Annotated in this window: 15 protein-coding genes; 7 read left to right on the forward strand and 8 right to left on the reverse strand. The window is 60.8% G+C overall.

Translation table 11 applies throughout. The features are described from left to right. The first annotated feature begins 37 nt into the window (after window positions 1-37). Genes SC318_RS13905 through SC318_RS13930 form a run of 6 tightly spaced genes read left to right on the forward strand, consistent with a single transcriptional unit; the run spans window position 38 to window position 6357 of the window. Window positions 38-1372 carry an LLM class flavin-dependent oxidoreductase gene (locus SC318_RS13905; RefSeq protein ID WP_320427230.1) on the forward strand — a complete coding sequence of 445 codons (1335 nt, stop codon included), beginning with the start codon at window positions 38-40 and terminating at the stop codon, window positions 1370-1372. Next, window positions 1369-2283 (forward strand): 5'/3'-nucleotidase SurE, encoded by a 915-nt coding sequence (locus SC318_RS13910; RefSeq protein WP_320427231.1) that lies wholly within the window; start codon window positions 1369-1371, stop codon window positions 2281-2283. The genes SC318_RS13905 and SC318_RS13910 overlap by 4 nt, the downstream gene beginning before the upstream one ends. Further along, the gene (locus SC318_RS13915; protein ID WP_320427232.1) at window positions 2280-3260 is read left to right on the forward strand and encodes an LLM class flavin-dependent oxidoreductase; all 981 of its coding nucleotides are present in this window, start codon (window positions 2280-2282) and stop codon (window positions 3258-3260) included. Before SC318_RS13910 ends, SC318_RS13915 begins: the two co-directional genes overlap by 4 nt. Beyond that, window positions 3257-4234, forward strand: coding sequence for an LLM class flavin-dependent oxidoreductase (locus tag SC318_RS13920; protein ID WP_320427233.1), 978 nt, complete (start codon window positions 3257-3259; stop codon window positions 4232-4234). Before SC318_RS13915 ends, SC318_RS13920 begins: the two co-directional genes overlap by 4 nt. 16 nt (window positions 4235-4250) lie before the next feature. Beyond that, entirely contained in the window at window positions 4251-5228 is a 978-nt protein-coding gene (locus tag SC318_RS13925) for an LLM class flavin-dependent oxidoreductase (protein ID WP_320427234.1), read from the forward strand. Continuing rightward, window positions 5221-6357: an LLM class flavin-dependent oxidoreductase gene (locus SC318_RS13930; RefSeq protein WP_320427235.1), complete on the forward strand. Its 1137-nt coding sequence runs from the start codon at window positions 5221-5223 to the stop codon at window positions 6355-6357. Before SC318_RS13925 ends, SC318_RS13930 begins: the two co-directional genes overlap by 8 nt. Window positions 6358-6364: 7 nt before the next feature. Here SC318_RS13930 and SC318_RS13935 read toward each other — a convergent pair whose 3' ends face one another. Then, entirely contained in the window at window positions 6365-7444 is a 1080-nt protein-coding gene (locus SC318_RS13935) for a sigma-54 interaction domain-containing protein (protein ID WP_320427236.1), read from the reverse strand. A gap of 320 nt (window positions 7445-7764) precedes the next feature. Between SC318_RS13935 and SC318_RS13940 the strand changes: the two genes are divergently transcribed. Next, a complete protein-coding gene (locus SC318_RS13940) occupies window positions 7765-8493 on the forward strand; it encodes a class I SAM-dependent methyltransferase (protein ID WP_057722654.1) in 729 nt (242 codons plus the stop codon). Between the two features lie 35 nt (window positions 8494-8528). On the opposite strand, the gene ribD is transcribed toward SC318_RS13940, so the two are convergent. From ribD to SC318_RS13975, 7 genes are all read right to left on the reverse strand, one after another. After that, window positions 8529-9632, reverse strand: a complete 1104-nt coding sequence (gene ribD, locus SC318_RS13945) for a bifunctional diaminohydroxyphosphoribosylaminopyrimidine deaminase/5-amino-6-(5-phosphoribosylamino)uracil reductase RibD (protein WP_320427237.1) — start codon at window positions 9630-9632, stop codon at window positions 8529-8531. After that, on the reverse strand, window positions 9629-10285 hold the full coding sequence (locus SC318_RS13950) for an SAM-dependent methyltransferase (RefSeq protein ID WP_320427238.1): 657 nt from the start codon (window positions 10283-10285) through the stop codon (window positions 9629-9631). Before SC318_RS13950 ends, ribD begins: the two co-directional genes overlap by 4 nt. A gap of 17 nt (window positions 10286-10302) precedes the next feature. Then, the gene (locus SC318_RS13955; protein WP_320427239.1) at window positions 10303-11991 is read right to left on the reverse strand and encodes a WD40 repeat domain-containing protein; all 1689 of its coding nucleotides are present in this window, start codon (window positions 11989-11991) and stop codon (window positions 10303-10305) included. Window positions 11992-12019: 28 nt separating this feature from the next. After that, a complete protein-coding gene (ribA, locus tag SC318_RS13960; protein ID WP_057722507.1) occupies window positions 12020-12616 on the reverse strand; it encodes a GTP cyclohydrolase II RibA in 597 nt (198 codons plus the stop codon). 10 nt (window positions 12617-12626) lie between these two features. Next, on the reverse strand, window positions 12627-13658 hold the full coding sequence (locus SC318_RS13965) for a formylglycine-generating enzyme family protein (RefSeq protein ID WP_320427240.1): 1032 nt from the start codon (window positions 13656-13658) through the stop codon (window positions 12627-12629). A gap of 76 nt (window positions 13659-13734) precedes the next feature. Next, window positions 13735-14628 (reverse strand): VOC family protein, encoded by an 894-nt coding sequence (locus SC318_RS13970; RefSeq protein ID WP_320427241.1) that lies wholly within the window; start codon window positions 14626-14628, stop codon window positions 13735-13737. Then, the gene (locus tag SC318_RS13975) at window positions 14628-15683 is read right to left on the reverse strand and encodes a methyltransferase (RefSeq protein WP_320427242.1); all 1056 of its coding nucleotides are present in this window, start codon (window positions 15681-15683) and stop codon (window positions 14628-14630) included. Before SC318_RS13975 ends, SC318_RS13970 begins: the two co-directional genes overlap by 1 nt. Between the last annotated feature and the right edge of the window lie 280 nt (window positions 15684-15963).

Below are 15963 nucleotides of genomic sequence, written 5' to 3' on the forward strand. Positions count from 1 at the left end.
CACCCGCTCCGCACCTGCCCCTGATGGGAGCCTGTTCATGACCCGCCGCACCGACAAACTCAAACTGGGGGCCTTCCTCGCCAACAGCGGCCACCACGTCGCCGCCTGGCGCCACCCGTTGGCCCAAGCCGATGCCAGCCTGGATTTCGAGCATTTCAAACACATTGCGCAGACCGCCGAGCGCGGCAAGTTCGATGCATTGTTTATTGCCGATGTGGTCGCCTTATGGGGCCACCATCACGATGCCCTGAGCCGTACGGCCCGCGCCGAACACTTCGAACCGCTGACGTTGATGTCGGCCCTGGCTGCCGTCACACACAACATCGGGCTGATCGCAACGGCGACCACCACCTACAACGAGCCATACCATATCGCGCGCAAATTCGCGTCCCTGGACCACCTGTCCAAGGGACGCGCCGCCTGGAACCTGGTGACCTCGGTGGTCTCGGATGAAGCGTGGAATTTCGGCCGCGAAAATCACGTCGACCATGGCGACCGCTACCAGCGTGCCGAAGAATTCCATGACGTGGTCAAGGACCTGTGGGACAGCTGGGACGACGACGCCTTTACCCGCGACAAAGCCAGTGGCGAGTATTTCGACCCGGCCAAATTGCACATCCTCAACCATCGCGGCAAGCACTTTGCCGTACGCGGCCCGCTCAACGTGGCGCGCCCGCCCCAGGGCCACCCGGTACTGGTGCAGGCCGGTGCCTCGGAGCCGGGCAAGCAACTCGCCGCCCGGGTTGCCGAACTGATCTTCGCCCACTCGCATAACGTGGAAGGCGCCCAGGCGTTCTACCAGGACATCAAGGCACGCGCCGCTGCCCTCGGCCGCAACCCGGATCACGTCAAAATCCTGCCCGGCATCACACCGTTTATTGCCGATACCCGTGAACAAGCCAAGGTGCTGTTCGAAGAGTTCCAGGCGCTGATCGACCCGGTGCTGGGCCTGCGCCTGCTGGCAGACACCTTGGGCGATGACATCGACCTCTCCGGCCACGACCTCGACGGCCCATTGCCGGACACCCCCGTGGGCCAACGCGGCAGCCGTCGGGATAAGGTGCTGGAATTGGCGCGCACGGAGAACCTGAGCATCCGCCAGTTGTACTTGCGCCTGGCCGGAGGCAACCCTGTAGTGGGTACCGCCGAGGACGTTGCCGATCACTTTGAGGCGTGGTTCCAGGCGCGGGCATGCGATGGCTTCAATGTGTTCTTTCCCTACTTCCCTGGCGCCATCGACGTGTTCGTCGATCAGGTGATTCCGTTGCTGCAGGCGCGTGGGTTGTTTCGCCAGGAATACGAGGGCACCACCCTGCGCGAAAACCTCGGCCTGCCGCGCCCGGACAACCGCTTTACGGGAGGGAGGGCATGAAACGCCGCGCCTGGATGCTCGCCTTCGCCAGCATGATCGCCCCCAAGGCCTTCGCCTTGAACATCTTGCTGAGCAACGACGACGGCTATCAGCATCCGAACATTCGCGCACTCTACACAGCGCTGAAAGCCCAAGGTCACAACGTAAAAATCGCCGCGCCCCAGAGTGATCAGAGCGCGCGAGGCGGTTCGTTTTTTTTCGGTCGCGAAGTCAGTGTTGGGCGCGATACCGACCCTGCTTACCCCGACAGCTACTACATCAGCACCACCGACAAAGGCCTATGCCAGAGCGCCGAGTGTGCCGGCAAGGCAGTACAGATCGAAATCAGCGGTACGCCGGTGATGGCACTGCTGATGGGCCTGAAAAAAGTCCTGCCACATCCCGACCTGGTGATCGTCGGCCCCAACCCTGGCAATAACCTCGGCGCGATCAATATGGCCTCCGGCACCTTCAATACCGCCAGCGTGGCGTTGCAGTCGGGCATTCCGGCGTTGGCGGTGAGTACTGATCTGAAGGAGACAGACCCGCAGCGCGCCGCCCAACTGGTAGCAAACCTGGTGCATGCCCTCGACCAGCATCGCCAACCCCATGGCGCGCTGCTACCGCCGGGCCTGGGCTTGAATATCAACCTGCCCAAGGATGCGCAGATAAAAGGCGTCAAACTGACCCGCGTCGGCAGCTATGTGGGTTTTGAGGCGCTGTACACCGATGATCTCAAGCAGTTCAACCTGCCCGGCAAACCCGGCATCGGCTTCCAATACAGCCCCGCCGCTAGCGCTGCGCAACAGAACGATGAAGCGGTGTGGCTGAACAAAGGCTACCTGACCATCAGCCCGTTCAGCGGCCTGCCGGAATCCGTCAGCGCAGGGCCAGCACTGCAAAAGCAGTTGGCCCATGAGGTGAAACCATGAGTGCAGGCTTTTCCCTCGGCTTTCTGAGCCGGGTCTATAGCCCGAGTGCTGATCCAAAGGTCTACCGCGACACCCTGGAACTGTTCAAGGTTGCCGAAGCGCTGGGCTTTGACAGTGGCTGGTTAGCGCAGCACCACTTCGCCAGTGAAAATGGGCGTTTGCCGTCGCCATTGGTATTGTTGGCGGCCGTCGCCCAGCAGACACGGCATATCAGCCTTGGCACCGGGATTATCGTATTACCCCAGGAGACGCCGCTGCGCCTGGCGGAAGACGCCGCCGTGCTGGACGTGCTGTGCAACGGCCGACTGGAACTGGGCCTGGGTGCGGGTTTTGATCCTGAAACCTTCCTCGCCTTCGGCCGCGAACATGAAGCACGGCATCGTGACTACGAACAGCACCTTCAACAATTGCTCAATGCATTTGGCAACGCGCCGCTGACCGACAGCGGTTCCCGCCTCCTGCCACGCACCCACGGTTTGAGCCAGCGTGTGTGGGAAGCCACCGCGCGGGTCGAGCTTGTAGCCGAACGTGGCCACGGCCTGGTCATGGCACCCAATCCGCATTTGCCTGCCCAAGCCGGTGTTGACCTGGTGAACCGCTACCGCAACGCCTGGACCGGCGACAACGGCACGCCCGCACGCGTAGCACGGGTGCAGGCCTTGCTCCCCGCACCGGACGACGCCACACGCCGCGATATCCAGGCCTATGTGCAACGCCAGCAAAGCATCGGCGTACTCAAGGGCGCGCTGGACGCTGACTTCGACAGCACCCTCAAGCGCCTCGGCGTGTTGCACGGTCCGGTGGAGCAGATCATCGAGCAATTGCAGCAAGGCCCGCCATTGACAGCCCACGACCAACTGATCCTGCAAGTACAAACCACCAGCACGCCGTTGCGCGAGGCGATCCGTGCCCTGGAGATCATCCGTGAACACATTGCACCCGCACTGGGCTGGCAACCCACAGGAGCCCCGTCATGACGTTCAAATTGGGTTTCCTCAGCCACGCTTTTGGTGACGACCCCCAGCAGGTCTACCTCGACCTGATCGAACAATTCGAGGTGGCTGAAGCCCTCGGCTTCGACGGTGGCTGGATTGCCCAGCACCACTTGAGCAATGGCTTTGGTCGTCTTCCCTCACCCTTGGTGCTGTTGGCGGCCGTTGCCGAACGCACGCGGCACATCGAACTGGGCACCGGAGTGATTGTGTTGCCATTCGAAGACCCGATCCGCCTGGCCGAGGACGCCAGTGTGCTGGACGCCTTGAGCAGCGGACGCGTGCAATTGGGCCTGGGCAGTGGTGGCGCCAACCTCGATAACTTCAGCGCCTTTGATCGCGACCCAAGTCGGCGCCAGGCGGATTTTGCCGAGCGTCAGCAACGTTTGCAGCGCCTTCTGGAAGGTAAAGCGCTGACCGGCGAATTGACGTTGCAACCGCCTGCATTCAGTCTGGCCGAACGCCTTTGGCATTCCCACGGCACCACTGAAGGCGCGGTCTATACCGCTCGACAAGGCAATGGACTGCTGCTGGGCACCGCCACCCATGATCCGCTCACCGTGCAAAAACCTTTGGCGGACGCGTATCTGCAAGCCTGGTCCCGCACTGACCGCGCACCGCGTATCGGCGTGGTGCGTGCCATTTTCCCCGCCATCGACCGCACCAGCGCCCAGGCCGAACTGTCGGTGGATATCGAGCGGCATATCCCGCGCCTGCAACGTGAGGGCCTGATCGGCGAAGCCTTGGATTTGCAGGAACACCTGCGCTTGATGAACGTGCACCACGGCCATCCCGATGAAGTGATCGAAAGCTTGCAACAGGACCCTTCGCTGCTGCCTTATGCTGATTACATCATCGCTGTGGTTCAGGCCGAAAGCTCGACCCAGGCACAAATTCTCAAGCGCCTGGAAATCCTGGCCCAGGATATCGCCCCGGCCTTGGGTTGGAAAAAACGATGAATAATGGAGCGTATGCATGCCTCTGGAATTCAGCTGGTTGATGCCCCTGTGTACGCCTGACTGGGCGGCGCGGCCGGGACAATGGGTTCAATTGGCCCAGGCAGTGGAATACGCCGGGCTCGATGGCCTCTGGATTCCCGGCGGGGCGTTATGTGCCGACAGCCTGGTCGTGGCGGCAGCCTTGTGTGCGCATACACGCAGCGTGCAGTTGTCGGTGAGTGTGCCGCCGCAAGTGATGCTGCCAGCCGCGCTGGCCACTACCCTGCAAAGCCTGCAGTCGATCAGCGGCCACCGTGTACGGTTACATTTACCCAATAGCGAACACAGTGCCTTTGGGGAGTGGCTCAACCGCGACCAACGCAGCGAACGCATTGGCGAATATCTGGAACTGCTGCAACAACTGCTGGCGTCCAACACTGAAGGGTTCGACTATCAGGGCCGTTATTTCCAACTGGAGAACGCCGGCTTCACCCGCCGCGAAATACCCGCCCCATTGTTGCTCCTGGACGACACCCAGAGCCATGCATTGGTGGCGGCACATGCGCGGACCTGCCTGTTAGCGCCTGGCCTCCCATCACGACTGGCCCAGGAGATACAGCGCTGGCGGCAGATCCAACCTACGCTCGAGTTTGCCTGCACGTTTGGCTTGATCCTCGGCGACAGCGAAGACCTCGCCTGGGAGGCCGCCGCCACTTTATTATCGGTCCCTCAATTGCCCGAGGAACCCCTGGCCACACTGCCCCGAGCACGCCACCCGCTACGCCAGTGGGAAGTGCATCCCAACCTGTTGCAACGGGAAGCCGGCCAACCGCTGATCCTGGTGGGCACCCCGCAACAAGTCGCTACACGCCTGCAAGAACTGCACGGAATGGGCTTGAATCACCTGATCCTGGAGGGCGGACCGTCAGTCAGCGAAGTACTGCGCTTCGGCGAACAGGTTTTACCGTTGCTTTTCCAACAGGGTTTGCGCAAGGAGCGCCTGCACCATGACTGATGATTTACGCCCACCGATCCAACTGGACTGGTTTTTACCCACCAATGGCGATGGCCGGCACCTCACCAGCAGCGGCTTGCCAAAGGTCGGGTTGTTCCAGCAAGGCGAGCGTGCACCGACGCTGGACTATCTGCGCCAGATTGTACGCGCCACCGAACAGGCCGGTTTCGACGGCATCATGGTGCCCACCGCGGCCGGGTTTGAAGACCCATGGCTGATCACTGCGGTGCTGGCCCAGGAAGTGCGCCGCCTGAAATTCCTCCTGACGCTGCGACCGGGCACCGAGCTTCCAGCCTATACCGCCCACCGCGCGGCGACGTTGCAACTGCTCAGCGAGAACCGCCTGGCGTTGCATGTGGTGACCGGCTCCAGCCGTTTTGAACAGCGTTCCCTCGGGGATTTTCTCGAACACGATGAACGTTACGCACGCACCGCAGAATTTCTGCAGGTGTTCCAGGCCGTGTGGGCAGCCCAACCGCCCGCGCATCAGGGACGTTACTACCGCAGCGGCATTCAAACGCCGATTGCGCCAGGCGCACGAGTACCGCCGATTTACTTTGGCGGCGCCTCCGAAGCCGCCGAGCGTGTCGGTGCGGCCCATGGGCAAACTTATCTGATGTGGTGCGAACCGCCGGCGATGATCGCCGAACGCATCCAACGCATGCGTGACCTGGCGGCCGCCCAAGGCCGTACGCTGCGCTTCGGTCTGCGTTTGCACGTGTTCGCCGCTGCCACTGACGACGCGGCCTGGGCCCACGTGGAACGGCTGCTGGAAGAAATCCCAACGGATACCATTGACCATGCACAACGCCAGATGGCGGCATATGAGTCGGTGGGGCAAAGCAGGCAGACGCAGTTGATGCAGGGCCGTGGGCGCGGTGCTCGAGAACTTGAGGTGTCAGCCAATCTTTGGGCCGGTGTAGGCTTGGTACGCGGCGGCGCAGGAACAGCGTTGGTCGGCAGTTATGCGCAGGTGGCAGAGCGAATCGAGGAGTACCACCGGTTAGGGGTGGACAGTTTTATTCTGTCGGGTTTTCCCCATTTGGAGGAAGCGATTCACCTGGGCGCGCAGTTGCTGCCTCAGTTACGCCGTATAGGTAGCCCACCCAGCCCGGTCAAACAAGGTTGAACGCAGATCAGGGTTTTGCTCGGCCTTTGAGCATGCCGTGATTGACCAGCAAGGTGCGCATGGCGTTGCGCGTAATGCCCAGCAGGTCTGCAGTGCGCAGCTGGTTGAAGCCGCAATAGGAAAAAGCCTCACGAACGATCAAGTCCTCAATATCGTGCAAGAGCGAATCACCGGGGGCATCAAAGAGCCGCAATAACTGTTCACGCACCACTTCCTGAGGGAGCTTTTGTACCGCACCACTGGTTCCGCTTTGCAATGCACTGAGGCCTGCAGAGAACTTCAAATGCTCGGGGCGGATGGGTTTGTTGCCGGCCACCAGCAAAGCCAAATGCACAACATTTTCGAGCTCTCGGATATTCCCCGGCCAGGGATAATCAAGCAGCGCCTGAGTGGCCGACTCCGAAAGCATAGGCTCATTGATTTTAAGGCGCGCACTGTAGAGTTTCCTGAAGTGTTCCACCAACGGCAGAATGTCCAAGGGACGTGCCCTTAACGGCAGAACTTCCACTTGCGCGACGTTTATTCGATAGAACAGATCGAGCCGGAAATTACCGGCTTCAATGGCCTGTTCCAAATTGACGTTGGTCGCCGTCACCAATCGGATATTGATCTTGATCGGTTTGCGCGAGCCGACCCGAACCACCTCCTGTTCCTGTAAAACACGCAGCAATTTAACTTGCAAAGGCAGCGGCAGATCACCAATCTCATCGAGAAACAGCGTCCCCCCATCTGCCTCCTCGAACCAGCCAGCTCGTCGACCGACAGCGCCTGAGAAGGAACCGGCCTCGTGGCCAAAAAACTCGCTTTCAGCCAGGGTCTCACTGATCGCACCGCAATTGACCGCAATAAAAGCGCCAGTGCGGCCACTGCTCGAATGGATGTAGCGAGCCACCAACTCCTTACCGGTGCCTGTCTCTCCATTGATCAGCACTGGAGCGTCACTGGGCGCCACCCGCTGCAGATACTCCAGCAACTGCCGAGACCGGGGGTCGGCAAATACCAGCGCTTTGGCTCGGATTGAAAGAGGATCTTTATCGCCCTGGGGCAATGTCAAAATCGGGCTGGGGTGTCCGCGCGGGATGTTCATAGACAATTTCCAATGGCGGCCATGAAGGAATTAGCCGCACTTTACTGCTCGCGCCATATAACAAGAAATATTAAAAAAACATGAGGATATAACCTCGCGACAAGAACAGTTTAGAGCATGCCCTGCGCTGCCGCACATCCTCAAACGCATAGTCAACACAACGCCCTCCCATCAGCAGGCTGACCCAATCGAGCAGTACCGCCCATCAAGCCGTTTGTTAAAGCGAGAGGTTGCGCCTAATATCGCAAGTCCGAACTTGCATAACGACTGTCAAGGCTTGCTCATTACCCAGCCCGCATATTCGAAGGAGTGGCATGCAGATGAAAGAATCCAAAGAAGTGTACGAACGCATCAGTGAACAGTTCGAGGATTTCACCACCAGGGCCTCTCAACGCAAGGTGGAGGTCGACACCTTCCGTAGCATGGTCGGTAATGTCGAGGGCCTGCGTATCCTGGACCTGGCCTGTGGGCATGGTTTCTTCAGTCGCCAGTTGAAGGACTGGGGCGCGGCCAAGGTGCATGGCGTGGATATTTCCGAAAACATGATCTACCAGGCACGGCAAGCCAACGACGGTATCGCCTACGAAGTACGGGACGTGGCGAAGATGGGCCGTATCGGTGCCTACGACATGGTGACCGCGGCCTGGCTGTTCAACTATGCCAGCAGTGTCGACGAACTGAGCAAGATGTTTCAGTCGGCGGCCGACAACCTGAAGCCCGGTGGTCAATTGGTGGCCTATACCGCCAACCCGTCGTTCGAACTGCAAAAAGGCAATTTCACTCGCTATGGGATTGAGGTGTTCGATGAAACCCCGGTCGCCGGCGGGTTTCGCTGCAACGCGCAGTTCATGTCATCGCCCCCCGCGCCGTTTACCTACTATCGCTGGGAGCAAGGCGTGTACGAAGAAGCCGCACGGGTCGCCGGTTTCAACCAGCTCACCTGGGTCGCCCCGCTGATCAGTGAACACAGCCGCACCACCATGGGTGCGGGGTACTGGCAACTGTTCGAGCGTAACAGCCTGCAGATCGGTTTGACCTGCCGCAAATAATCGCGCAGTGATCGTTTCCACCCGCGTGGGAACGATCACGCCAGGGCGCTGACCGGCCGCAATCGCACCCGGATGTCCTCCCCCACCAGGCATTGCTCGATGATCGACAACTGTTGCGCCTGCCCCAGATCGGTCAAGCCATCCAGTGCCAGCAACGGCCGTGCATCACTGCCCAGGAACATCGGGGCGATGTAGACCAGCCACTCATCCACCAGGCCTGCCGCCGCAAAGGCGCCACACAATACCGGGCCGGCCTCGACCTGGACCTCGTTGCACCCCTGCTCAGCCAGGACCGTCATGACCTGGCGCAGATCAAGCCCTTCGCCGTCCAGCCCGACCTGCCGGTAACGCACACCCGTAGGTGGCGGGTGCAAAGGCTGTGCGCCGGGCCCATGAAACACCAGGGTCGGTGCCGCGCCATCCAGCACATGGGCATTGGCGTCGCCCTTGAGGTGCTGGTCGAGAACCACCCGCAGCGGCGCGCAAAACGCCGTGTGTGGGTCGGGCAGGCGCACCGTCAGGCGCGGGTTGTCTGCCAGCAGCGTGCCGCTGCCGGTGAGCACGGCGCAGGCCCGGGCGCGCCACACTTGCACATCGTCCCGGGCCTCGGGCGAGGTGATCCATTTGGAGTGCCCGTTGCCCAGGGCCGTGCGACCGTCCAGGCTCATGGCCAGTTTGATCCGCAACCACGGCCGCTTGCGCTCGGTACGCGAGAAAAATCCCTGGTTCAACTCACGCGCCTCCGGGCACGGCAGGTGTTGAACCTGCACCCCTGCCGCCTCAAGCCGCTCAACACCCTGATGCTCATGCTGCGAGCGGTCGACGCTGGCGATCACCACCCGCGCCACGCCGGCCTTGATCAACGCGTCGGCACAGGGCGGCGTGCGCCCATGAGCGCCGCACGGCTCCAGGGTGACATAGGCGGTGGCGCCCCGTGCATCGACGCCCGCCTCGCGCAAGGCGTTGACTTCGGCGTGAGCCTGCCCCGCCCACTCGTGCCAGCCCTGGCCAAGCAGCAGGTCGCCCTTGGCGATCACGCAACCGACCCGGGGATTGGGCGCCGTGGTAAAGGCGCCCCGGTCAGCCAGTTTCAGGGCGAGCCGCATGAAGTGCATGTCGCGCGCCAGCGCCAGGCTCATGTGCGAACCAGCGCCAACAGGTACACCGCCTCACCGTGCTGACGCTCGATCACCACCAGGTCCTGCCAGGTGAAACCAAACGCTTGCAGGGTGTCGCGCACACCCTGTTCGGTGAAGAAATAACCTTGACGCTGGTTATCCATCTCGCGCCAGCCCGGCTCCGGGTTGCTCGCGTCGACACCGAAGACATTGAGCCCGATCAGCGCGCCAGGGCGCGCGTACTGGCGGATATTGGCCAGGTAACGGCTCCACTCATCCGGATGCTGGTGATGGAAGCAGCCATTGTCGAGTACGCCGTCAAACACCTCCCCTGCCGGTGGCTGCCAATCCTGCAGGGCGCTGCACACCAGGCTGAGACGCTCGCCCCAGCGTTTGCGCAGTAGCGGCCAGCTGGAATTCTCGACGATGTCCAGGCCGGTCACCCGGTGCCCTGCCAGGATAAACTCCGAGGCATCTCGTGCGCGGCCAACGCCCACGTCGAGGATGTGCTGGTCCGGCGTCGGCCCCAGTGCCTCGAGGAAAACCCGGGCGGCCTTGGCCATGCCGATGTCCCACGACCACTCATCTTCACCATGGCTGTAGCGGTGGACAAATGAGGTGTCGAGCGCCCGGCGGTACGTCGATACATCCATGAATTGCGCTTGCTTGCTCATATCAGACAGTCCTTGGGTCAAGAGGCGCGACGGGTGGCGATCCCATAGATCTGGCCATCGTAGGAACTGGCCAGGAAATCATCGCTGGCCGTGCTGTGGGTGATGCAGGAGATGCCACTGGCCGTGGGACGCTGTACTTGCTGCCAGGAACGGCTGGGCAAGTCGAACAGCGCGATGGTGCCGCTGTAGTTCGCAGTGGCAATCACTTCCCCGTCGGCCGAGGCACAAATGCACTTGATGGAATTGCGGTGCGGCGTGTCATAGACCTCGTCACCGGACGCCAGCCACAGGCGCAGCTTCAGGTCGCGGCCAATGCTGGCGAAACCGCCGTCGACCCGGCAGCAACCGTTGGAGATACGCGTGTGGGCATTTTCGATATGCCGTGCGCAACTGAAGTCGCTGATGGTGTGAAGGGCCGCGGCGGCCGAGGCGCATACGCTGAACAGGTGATGCTCGTTGGCCGCCACGCCTTTGATCGCGTTGTCGTGCATCGGGATCGACGCCACCAGCTCCAGGCTGTTATCGCCAGCGATGATAAACACCAGGCCTTCGCCGGTGTAGGTTCCGATCAGTGCATGAAGTTGGCCATTGCGCTGGAACGTCGTGCCGCAATTGAGCGGCGAGCGATGTTGATACAACAGGCGCCCGCTAAGGGCATCGAACACCTGGCCCATCTGCCCGCCGGTCAGCAGCAGCGGGCCGAACGGCAGCAGGAAGTTGCACAGGCTGCCGACACCGCTCACGGGCTGGTTATCGCGAAACAGCAGGCCCGCGTCACCGATGCTGTATTGCCCGCCGTCAGTGGTCACCACGGCGTTGATGCTCACCGCCGGCTGGATGCCGTCCACCGCCCACTGATCGTTTTCATAATCCCAGGTGGCGTAGCGCGAGCCGAAGGTGGCGAACACCAAGGCATCACTGCCGACGAACGCACAGCTGCGTGGCCAGACGATGCTCGGCAGATTGGTGCTGCGCAAACGCTCCAGCTGAGCGCCATCGAAGCGCCAGAGGATCGCCAGACGGTCATAACTCAAGGTTACCAGCAGCTGTTTTTCATCATTCCAGACGATGCGCTTGATCCCGGCATCGTGGGCAGGAATGGAGCGGATATCGCCCCCATGGATAATCGAGATGCGCCCCTCGTCGTCACCGGCAAACACCACGCCGGCACGGGTAATGGCAACGGTATCGGTCTCGACGCCGCCGATGTCGACTTCATCGCATTGCTCGAAGGTGCTGGTGTCCCACTGGCGCACCGTGCCGTCGTCGCTGCTGGAAATCAGGCGCTTGCCATCCGGCGACCAGACCACGGAAATCACGTCGGCCTGATGCCCGCAGCAGGTGCCCTTGAGGTTGCCGTCGAGGTCGAAGAGGCGCAGTTGGTGATCGCGCGAGCAGGTCGCGATTGACGTACCGTCCGGTGAGAACACCGCCATTTCCACGTCGTCGTCATGCCCCGACAGCACGGCTTTGAGGCGCATGCTCGGCACTTCCCAAACGCGCGCGGTGTAGTCACTGCTGGCACTCACCAGGTACTTTCCATCGGCGCTGAACGCGCACTGGTTGGCTAAGTGGTCATGGCTGACACGGTGGATCGAATGCCCGGTATGGGCATTCCACAAAATGACTTGGTTGTCGTAACCAGCGGTGGCGATGAACTCACCAGCATGGGCGGCGACGCCGCTGATAGGGCCTATGTGTCTCATCGAAAAGTCCTTTTCCTGAGGAATGAAATCAAAGCTTGATGGTGTGGCTCGACTTACTGACTTTTGATCGCAGGTAGTTGTGGTTCTGCTTGGTCAGGAACACCCCGGTCGGCACTGAGCTGACCACGTCGATCCCGCCGTCGCGCAGTTGCTTGACCTTGTCCGGGTTGTTGGTCAGGAGCCGGCAGCGATGTACATCCAGGGCACGCAGCATGGCGACCGCCGGGGCGAAACTGCGCGAGTCTTCCGGGTGGTTGAGCTTCAGGTTGGCCTCATAGGTGTCCATACCGGCGTCTTGCAGCAGGTAGGTTTCAAACTTCGAATACAGGCCTATACCGCGACCCTCCTGGCGCAGGTAGATCAGGTAGCCGCCTTCGGCATCAAGCGCTTTCAAGGCTTCCTGTAACTGCGGGCCGCAATCGCAGCGCTGGGAACCGAATACATCACCGGTAATGCATTCGGAATGCACGCGCACCAGGGGCACATCGGCATCGGGCTCACCGGCCTTGACGGCAAAGTGTTCATTGTTCTTGTCAAAGCCCTTGAACCCGAAGAAGTGGGCGTTGACGGAGCCGCCGAGAATGGAGATGGGAACTTGCGTATGGAGCGTTACTGGAGTGTCCATGAGTAAGCCTCTATGCGGATGGGACGTTCTGGTCAACGTTGTTTTCTACCAAACGGAATCCCATGACATAGATGGGTCTTGGATAACGTCCATGTCGGCGCTGGTTGCGCGCAAGATCCCTGAAGCGGGTGAAACTGCCTCCACGGGCTACCCGGTGCCGACCGACATCCAGCACCAGGTCATCGTTGATCTCAGGCCCGCCCGGATAGGCCCGATAATCGTCGGCAACGTACTCTTCCACGTTGCCGGCCATGTCCAGCGCGCCAAACATCGAGGCGCCTTCGAGGAACACCCCGACGGGTGTCGACGTGAGCAACCCCAACTCGATGGTGTTGGCGTACTCGACATTGAAGGTTTCGCCCCAGGGAAACTGGGAGCGCTGCGGCCCTGCCGCGGCGTATTCCCACTGCGCTTCGCTGGGCAGTGCGAAGGCGCGCCCGGTGCGCCGGCTCAGCCATTGGGCATAGGCGTCGGCATCGACGTCACTGACGCTGTACACCGGATGGTTGGCCTGGTGCTGGGGAAAGCGCCCAAAGGCCCAGCCGGTAGGCAAGAACGGATAACCGGTATCCAGCAGGAAAGCGCGGTATTCGCTATTGGTCACCGGGTAGCGACCGATGCGAAAGCTCGCCAGGCTGACCCGATGGTTGGGGGTTTCCTTCTCGATCCAACTGCGGTCCAGGCCCAGCCCGGCGTAGGCGGTCATGACCGCGTCGACGCGCTGCGGCTCCAGGCCGATCTCGACCCGGGCAGCGGGAACGTCGCACATGGCCGGGCTGAACACGTCGATACGCGGGTCGCCCTTGCAACCCAGCACTTCCCCGGCGGCGATACGCCGCACCAGGGGTTCGGCAAGCGACTCGACCATCCGCAGCAGCTGCTCGATAGGCGCGCTCATCAACTGTCCGGTGGCGTCGGCGATTTGCCGGGTCAGTTCATATTCGACGTAAGCCTGCGGGTAGCCCATCAACACCCGATCAGACACGTTCTTTGGCAAAGGGCTCGGTAGCGTCGGCCAATGCCAACCGTAATGACTCGTCATAGGTACACCTTTTTTCCGAGCGAACACGTCCACGACCGAGCGCGAAACCGCTCGGCGTGTGTGGGTCAGTCAGGTATCAGAGTCGGTCGAGCAGCAACCGTCGATTGGTCTCGATCATCTCGACTTCGGTGGAATACACCTCAACCACCAAGCCATCGGGGTCTTCGAAATACACCGCCGTGCGAACGTTGTCCGGGCCGCGGTGATAACCCGGCGCAGGGCCATTGCCCTTGACCAGGGTGATGTTGTCGTCGGCAGCCACTTTGTCGGCGATGCGCTTGACGTCCTCCGGCAGCGCACGAATGCCGATGTGGTAGCCCGGCGGGTAGACAAAGTCGGGATTGTGTTCGATGAAGAAGTCGAACCCGTTCAACTCCATCACCACTTTGCGCGGCCCCAGGTTGTAGCAATAGTGGGCGCCGAAGATGTCGCGATAGAACGCCTGGGAGGCTTCCAGGTTACGGGTGAGGATGTTGATATGGGTGAGTTGCGGGCGCTGGGATTCCAGCGCGGCAGCCTCGATGGATACACCTTCCAGGGAGCGCCACATTTTGATCGCGGCGGCGAATTTGGAAAAACCGGCCAGCCAGTTTTTCACCGTGTCCGGGGACACGCCTGCGTCAGTGATCGCCAGGCCGTGGGGGTAAATGAAACAGGCGGCGTGTTGCAGCAATGTCGCGCTCAGCGGATCGCCGGCAGCTTGCCCGGCGCGGCCTTCGGTAAGGCGCACGACGCAGACGGCCTTGTTGTGATAACCATCGGCCAATTGCGCGAGCCGAGTATTGAGGGTGTCGAGGCTGTCTGCCGCCGACACCAGCAGGATAAATCCATCGGCCTGCGGTAACTGCGCGCCCTCCACGGCCGCGCACATTTCAAAACCGGCCGCTTTCGCGCAGGTGTTCAACGGTTCGAGAAACCCGCTCAGACGGGTCGCCGTGTTGGGGCTGTACAAGGTAATAAAGCGCAGCATCAGGCAACCCTCCCCTCGGTACGGCGACCCACCAACAGGCTGTAGCGCCCGATAGGCTCCTGAAACACCTCAAAGCCCTGGGAGACCATCTGCTCGGCAATCCATCGGGTGGGATGCAATTCGCCGTGCACCGTGTTGACCATCATGTGCAGGGAGAAATCCGCCGACAGCGCCGGATGAATTTCGTCGTCTTCCAAGGTCATGCTCAGCACCAGCAGCGAACCGCCGTCGTTGACCAACTGTGCAGCCGAGCGGATCAGCGTGCTGGTTTCTTCGCGGTTAAAATAATGCAGGCAGTCATTGACCATGATTACGTCGGCGCTTTCACCTTCGTAACGGGCCAGGTCCAGCAGGTTACGTTCCTTGAACGTCAGTTTCCCCGCCAACTGGTACTTCTCGATGGTGCTTTCGGCAGACTGGCGCGTAGCGGCCAGGTCCCAGATTTCGCCCTGGACCTGGGGGTGGCGCCGAGCGATTTCAGCGATGTAGGTGCCGTGGCCACCGGCCAGGTCGATGACCTTGCTGGCCGTATCGAACACTGGCAATTGCTTGAGCACATCGACCATGGGCTGACTGAAGCGCACCATCGCATCGTTGAAGGCATCACGCGCAGCAATGTCGTGCTTGAAGCGGTTCTCTTGCTGGAAATCCATGGACTCGGCGCTGCTCAGGATTTCCCCGAGGCGCGGCCAGTTCTGCCACTGCAAGCGCTGGTGAGCAATGATCGGGCCGATGAACTCGGCGCTGCGGCTGACCAGGAAACGCTCGGCCAAAGGCAGGTTGGTATAGGTGTCGGCGGATTTTTTCAACAGGCCCAGGGCAACCAGGCCATTGAGAAAGATCTTGGCCTTGTTGGGCACCCAGCCCAATTGCTGGCTGATTGCGTCGGCGGTAGCCGGGCGGGTGGTTTGATCGAAGAGGTGCTGCGCTACAGCAAAGTGAAGGATGGCGGATTGTCGATACTGGTCGGAGAGTTTCACCAGGTCGACCACGCTGGACAGAGCGGTTACTTCATCAGCGTGCTCATAGATGGTCGTAGGCTTTTGCGCATTCATACAGATTCTCTTCCTTGGATGTTTTTATGTTCACCGGCGTCGGCAAGCGATCAGTGCTTGGCACGTAGCGTGTTTTCTAACGGTCCTGAGTCATGTGCAAATGAATGTTTACGAGCAGCTTCCAAAAAGCTAGCTACGATCCTAGTCGTAAGTCCTACAAAAGCAAGACAACCCTTTTATAATTATTTGCTCTTTATAATCCGATGGTAATTCCTTTTATTAATTATTTTCCTGAGCGGCAAAAATGACTATGCTCATGCCCACTACCCCTTACGCAATG

Origin of the sequence: Pseudomonas sp. MUP55 (assembly GCF_034043515.1) — a bacterium.
GTDB lineage: Bacteria > Pseudomonadota > Gammaproteobacteria > Pseudomonadales > Pseudomonadaceae > Aquipseudomonas.

Bases quoted from the DNA above. Each gene is read 5' to 3' on its own strand.
- SC318_RS13905 (WP_320427230.1), top strand. From the start codon at position 38: ATGACCCGCCGCACCGACAAACTCAAACTGGGGGCCTTCCTCGCCAAC.
- SC318_RS13910 (WP_320427231.1), top strand. From the start codon at position 1,369: ATGAAACGCCGCGCCTGGATGCTCGCCTTCGCCAGCATGATCGCCCCC.
- SC318_RS13915 (WP_320427232.1), top strand. From the start codon at position 2,280: ATGAGTGCAGGCTTTTCCCTCGGCTTTCTGAGCCGGGTCTATAGCCCG.
- SC318_RS13920 (WP_320427233.1), top strand. From the start codon at position 3,257: ATGACGTTCAAATTGGGTTTCCTCAGCCACGCTTTTGGTGACGACCCC.
- SC318_RS13925 (WP_320427234.1), top strand. From the start codon at position 4,251: ATGCCTCTGGAATTCAGCTGGTTGATGCCCCTGTGTACGCCTGACTGG.
- SC318_RS13930 (WP_320427235.1), top strand. From the start codon at position 5,221: ATGACTGATGATTTACGCCCACCGATCCAACTGGACTGGTTTTTACCC.
- SC318_RS13935 (WP_320427236.1), bottom strand. From the start codon at position 7,444: ATGAACATCCCGCGCGGACACCCCAGCCCGATTTTGACATTGCCCCAG.
- SC318_RS13940 (WP_057722654.1), top strand. From the start codon at position 7,765: ATGAAAGAATCCAAAGAAGTGTACGAACGCATCAGTGAACAGTTCGAG.
- ribD (WP_320427237.1), bottom strand. From the start codon at position 9,632: ATGAGCCTGGCGCTGGCGCGCGACATGCACTTCATGCGGCTCGCCCTG.
- SC318_RS13950 (WP_320427238.1), bottom strand. From the start codon at position 10,285: ATGAGCAAGCAAGCGCAATTCATGGATGTATCGACGTACCGCCGGGCG.
- SC318_RS13955 (WP_320427239.1), bottom strand. From the start codon at position 11,991: ATGAGACACATAGGCCCTATCAGCGGCGTCGCCGCCCATGCTGGTGAG.
- ribA (WP_057722507.1), bottom strand. From the start codon at position 12,616: ATGGACACTCCAGTAACGCTCCATACGCAAGTTCCCATCTCCATTCTC.
- SC318_RS13965 (WP_320427240.1), bottom strand. From the start codon at position 13,658: ATGACGAGTCATTACGGTTGGCATTGGCCGACGCTACCGAGCCCTTTG.
- SC318_RS13970 (WP_320427241.1), bottom strand. From the start codon at position 14,628: ATGCTGCGCTTTATTACCTTGTACAGCCCCAACACGGCGACCCGTCTG.
- SC318_RS13975 (WP_320427242.1), bottom strand. From the start codon at position 15,683: ATGAATGCGCAAAAGCCTACGACCATCTATGAGCACGCTGATGAAGTA.